The 4,545-nt window shown below is 71.4% G+C and carries 6 protein-coding genes; 1 reads left to right on the top strand and 5 read right to left on the bottom strand.

The features are described 5' to 3' along the window. Positions 1-201 precede the first annotated feature (201 nt). A complete protein-coding gene (locus AC27VN_RS33655; protein WP_490879373.1) occupies positions 202-1,242 on the top strand; it encodes an ABC transporter substrate-binding protein in 1,041 nt (346 codons plus the stop codon). A gap of 116 nt (positions 1,243-1,358) precedes the next feature. Here the strand turns inward: AC27VN_RS33655 and AC27VN_RS33660 are convergent, their stop codons facing one another. From AC27VN_RS33660 to AC27VN_RS33680, 5 genes are all read right to left on the bottom strand, one after another. Beyond that, on the bottom strand, positions 1,359-1,871 hold the full coding sequence (locus AC27VN_RS33660; RefSeq protein ID WP_490879374.1) for a DUF3761 domain-containing protein: 513 nt from the start codon (positions 1,869-1,871) through the stop codon (positions 1,359-1,361). Positions 1,872-2,049: 178 nt separating this feature from the next. Further along, positions 2,050-2,691, bottom strand: a complete 642-nt coding sequence (locus AC27VN_RS33665; RefSeq protein WP_490879375.1) for a hypothetical protein — start codon at positions 2,689-2,691, stop codon at positions 2,050-2,052. After that, positions 2,688-3,518: a COG1470 family protein gene (locus AC27VN_RS33670; protein WP_490879376.1), complete on the bottom strand. Its 831-nt coding sequence runs from the start codon at positions 3,516-3,518 to the stop codon at positions 2,688-2,690. Before AC27VN_RS33670 ends, AC27VN_RS33665 begins: the two co-directional genes overlap by 4 nt. Beyond that, a complete protein-coding gene (locus AC27VN_RS33675) occupies positions 3,515-3,994 on the bottom strand; it encodes a hypothetical protein (RefSeq protein ID WP_490879377.1) in 480 nt (159 codons plus the stop codon). The genes AC27VN_RS33670 and AC27VN_RS33675 overlap by 4 nt, the downstream gene beginning before the upstream one ends. 5 nt (positions 3,995-3,999) lie before the next feature. Beyond that, a partial coding sequence (locus tag AC27VN_RS33680) for a hypothetical protein (RefSeq protein WP_490879378.1) occupies positions 4,000-4,545 on the bottom strand: 546 nt, incomplete at its 5' end.

Genomic DNA, 4,545 nt, shown 5'->3' on the forward strand with positions numbered 1-4,545 from the left:
CACGCTGGTGCGCGTGTTCGAGGAGCCGCGGCCCTTCGGCTTCGCGCTGCACGTGATCCGCGCGCGCAGCCGCTACCTGCCGCTGAAGACGCGCGTGGTGATCGACTGGCTGGCCGAGCATCTTCCGCCGCTGCTGGCAACCGACTGAACCCTGTCGGTGTCCGTGCGCGCCGGCGCTATCCTGACCCCGAGGAGACCCACATGCACTTGCTCGCCTTAACCCGCACATGCGCCGCGCTCGGCGCGGCCGCCGCCCTGCTGGCCTTGGCGCCGCACGCGGCAGCGCAGGGCACGGTCAACGCGCTGTGCAGCACCGACGCCGGCTGGTGCGAGGCCGCGGCCGCCGCCTTCACGCGCGAGACCGGCATCAAGGTGCTGCAGGCCCACAAGGGCACGGGCGAGATCGGCGCCCAGCTGCGCGCCGAGGCCGCCAATCCCAAGACCGACCTCTGGTGGGGCGGCACCGGCGATCCCTTCCTGCAGGCGGCCGAGCAGGGCCTGCTCGAGCCCTACCGCCCGGCCTACATCAACGACCTGCACGACTGGGCCGTGCGCCAGTACGCGCTGTCGCAGAACATGGTCGGCGGCTTCTACACCAGCGCGATGGGCTTCGGCTTCAACACCGAGCTGCTGAAGAAAAAGAAGCTGCCCGAGCCGCAGTGCTGGGCCGACCTCGTGAAGCCCGGCTACAAGGGCGAGATCGAAATCTCGCACCCCGCCACCAGCGGCACGGCCTACACCATCATCGCGGGCCTGGTGCAGCAGATGGGGGAGGACGCGGCCTTCGACTACCTCAAGAAGCTGCATCGCAACGTCACCAGCTACACCCGCAGCGGCCAGGCCCAGGCGCCCAACGTCGCCAAGGGCGAGGTCGCGGTCGGCGTGAGCTTCATCTTCGGCTTCGAGCGCTGGCGCCACGACGGCTTTCCGGTCAAGACCGCCGCGCCCTGCGAGGGCACGGGCTACGAGATCGGCGGCATCGCGCTGGTGAAGGGCGCGCGCAACAAGGAGCACGCGAAGCGCTACTACGACTGGCTCATGAGCCCCGCGGGCCAGTCCATCGGTGCCAAGGCCGGCAGCCTGCAGTCGCCGGCCAACAAGACCTTCAAGCCCGATCCGCGCATTCCCTCGATGGACGGCGTGAAGCTCATCAAGTACGACTTCCAGAAGTACGGCCAGGCGGCCGAGCGCAAGCGGCTGATCGACCGCTGGACGAAGGAAGTCGAATCCCTGCCGAGGTAGGCGATTCCCGGCTCCCTTCGCGAAACACCGAGGAACCGGCTTCGCCGGGCCTCAGGTGTTGCCCCCGGAAGGGGGTTGGCGTAGCGACACGAAGTGCGCGAAGCCTGGGGGAGAGCCTATCCACAGGCCTTGTTGTGCGAGGCGTGCATGCCCTTGGCCTTCGCATCGGCTTCGCTCAGGTACTCGCCCTTCTTGGTCTTGCCGTAGTAGCGGTCGCCCGGGCAGTGGTAGACCTTGGTCGTGTCGTTGGCCCACACCATGCCGGGGCCTCCGCCGGGTGCGGCGGCCATCTTCGTGACGTCGGGCGAGCCGGGCGTCTTGGTCGCGGTGCCCGTGCTCGGGGCCACGCCGGTCTTGTCGACGCTGGCCGACTGGGTTTCGACGGCGGGTGCGGCGGCGGCAGCGGTTGCTGGTGCAGCCTTCGCATCGGCGGCCTTGCCGAACCAGGTCTTGATGCCCTTGTGGCCACGGCAGGCGCCCGACTTGGTGTCGGGCGAGGCATAGCTGCCGTCCTTGCATTGCACGGTGGTGCCGGCTGGCGCGTCGGTCGGCACTTGCGCCTGGGCGGCAAAGGCGGCCAGCCCGAGGCAGGCGGCGATCCACAGCATCTTCCTGGGGTTCTTGTTCATGCAAAGCTCCTGAGGTGTTGAAAGGCAGATGCGCAGCTTTGGAGGGCAATCCCAGCGGAAGCTGACTTGCGCGAGATTCAGGGCGGGCTGGCGGCAAAAGTCACCGTCGCTGGCGGGTGCCGGCGGGATTGCGGAGGCGGCCTGTGACGCGTTCGTGCGTGGCACGCCGCGCCCGCGCTCAGGGCGTGCTGGCCGTGAACCGGAGCACGCCGGTGTAGCTGCCCGCGCTGCGGCTCGCGCTGTTGGCATAGCCAAAGGTCCAGCTGGCTTTCTGCAGCGTGACGAGGTTCGAGAAGCCCGTGCCCGCGACGAGCGCGGCGCCGCCGATGCCGCTGGCGGGCACCGGCGGCGCGGGCAGGCCGGGGTTGCTCGAGGCGATGGTGATCTCCGACATCGGGATGGTGTGGCTGCCGTTGGACAGCGGCGTGCTCGCCTCGGCGCGGATGGCGATCGGGCCGGCATTGCTGCGCACCTCGACGGGCAGCACGTGGTCCGAGGCCGTGACGGCGAAGACCGGCGCGCCGCCGGGCCAGTCCACCGGCTGGCGGCTGCCGGCCACGGGCGCGATGCCCGCCGGCGGAATCGACGGCGCGAGCACGAAGCGCACGGTGCCCACGGCATTGCTCTGCGCCGGCCAGGGACTGGCGCCGACGCCGAAGAACAGGAACTTCTGGATCGAGAGGCTGAAGTCCAGCCTGGCCGTCGCGCTGCGCGGCACGTTGAAGCCGGACGCCGAGGTGGCCGTCTCGGCCCGCGCGGCCGCCATGAGCGCCAGGCATGCCGCCGCGACCGTGCCGCGCAAGGCGATGCGCGCCGTCACTCGAGCGTCGCCTCCACCTTGAAGCTGCCCTGCGCCCAGTCCAGCGTGCCCTCGACCTTCACCGGATAGGCGGGCTGCGGCGCGGCGCGGCCGTCTTCGGCCTGGGGCATCAGCGCCAGCGTGCGGGTCTGGCCCGGCAGAATCGGCGTGCCCTCGGGCACCAGCGCGAAGGCGCGGCCCTGGCTGTCGACGGCCTCCAGGCTGCCTTCGAGGCGGCCGTGCGCGTCGCCGGTGTTGGCCACGGTCACGGCGATGCGACGCTGGCCGCCGCTGTCGCTGCTGGCGATCCGCCGCAGGTCGAGCCGGGGCTCGGCGCCGTCGAGCGCGAGGTACACGGCCACCGCGATGCGCCCCGTCACCGGCAGGCTCAGGCTGGCGCCGCCGCCCTGGATCAGCGCCTGCTGCGCGGGCTCGCTGCCTTCGATCGCGATCATGAAGCGGCATTCGCCGCGCGGCGAACCCGCCGGCGGCTCGATCTGGAAGCGGTAGGCCCGGCTGCCGCGCGCGGGCAGCTGCACGCTGCGCCGCTCGAGCGCCACCCAGGGCCGGCAGCTGCCGGGCTGCAGGTCGTCGTGGTAGCTGATCTGGCCCTCGGCCGAGTAGTGCCAGTCGATGGTGCGCACCGTCACCTCGGTCGCGACCGGCGCGAGGTTGTGGATCTCCAGCGACTGGCCCAGGCGCGTGCCGCCGCGGCCCGACAGCTCGAAGCGCGAGGGCGAGACCGCGATCTCGAACGGCGCGGCCAGCGCGCCGCCGGCGCTGGCCAGCAGCAGGACGAAGGTGGCGGCGCGCCGCGGCAGCGCGTGGGTGGGACAAGGCGGGGTCATGGCAGGGTCTCGATTTCGAAGATCGATTCGAAGCGCAGCGAAGCCCCCGGCGGCAGCCGCAGTTCGCGTGGATCGAGGCGCAGCGTGAGCTCGAAGCTCTCGGTCATCCAGGCGGTGGCGACGGTGCCGCTCCAGATCGGCACGCGGTCGCCCGGCCGGCCGCTGGCGCTCGCGAAGGCGCCGTGGCTGCGCCATTGCAGCTGCATGCCCGCGGGGGAGCGCAGGCCGGGGATGGCGGCCGGGATCACGTAGAAGATGCGCGCGCGCCGGCCGATGTAGGGCGCGGTCGCGAGCCGGTAGTCGATGCGTCCGAACGGCAGGTCGAAGCGGATGCCGTCGACCGGTTGCGCGCGGCGGAAGTCGGTGCCGACCTGGGCGCGCGGCGAGCTCGAGTCGTCCAGACGTGCAACGCTGGCGCCGGCCGGCAGCGCCAGCGACAGCAGCAGCGCGGCGAACGGGACGATTGCTGCCCGCATGCGCTTCACTCCATCGACGCCGTGAAGCGCACGGTGCCCCGGTAGTTGCCGGCCGGATAGACGACGTCGTTGTCGTAGCTGAACTGCATCCGCGTCGCGCTGATCGCGTTCGACCGGTAGGTGTAGCCCAGGCACAGCAGCAGCACCGGGGCCGAGCAGAAGGTCGCGTTGGCATTGAAGCTCGCGATCTGCTGGTTGGCGCTGCCGTCGAAGCGGCCGCTCTGGATATCGCCCGTGGTGGCGGCGCCGTTGTTGCTGGCGGTCCAGCCGATCTGGCTGAACGGGATGAGGGTGGCGCCGCAGCCGCCCGACTGGCAGGCCAGGCCGGGCGTCGAGTCGACCCGCAGCGTCACCGGCCGCGCCGTGGACGAGGAATTCGCGGGCCGGAACGGCGTGACCCACACCTCGATGACCGGCGAGCCCGCCACCGGCGCCGGTGCCAGGCCGACGTTGTCGCCGGCGACGCTGAAGGCCACCGTGTCGACGCCGCTCACCGCGCCCACGCGCACCGAGATGGCATAGACCAGGCCGACGTCCGTCACCGTCATGAC

This window comes from Variovorax sp. 20P10.2.4 (assembly GCF_058244205.1).

Excerpts from the sequence above, each read along its gene's own strand:
- AC27VN_RS33655 (WP_490879373.1), top strand. The coding sequence starts at position 202 with ATGCACTTGCTCGCCTTAACCCGCACATGCGCCGCGCTCGGCGCGGCC.
- AC27VN_RS33660 (WP_490879374.1), bottom strand. The coding sequence starts at position 1,871 with ATGAACAAGAACCCCAGGAAGATGCTGTGGATCGCCGCCTGCCTCGGG.
- AC27VN_RS33670 (WP_490879376.1), bottom strand. The coding sequence starts at position 3,518 with ATGACCCCGCCTTGTCCCACCCACGCGCTGCCGCGGCGCGCCGCCACC.
- AC27VN_RS33675 (WP_490879377.1), bottom strand. The coding sequence starts at position 3,994 with ATGCGGGCAGCAATCGTCCCGTTCGCCGCGCTGCTGCTGTCGCTGGCG.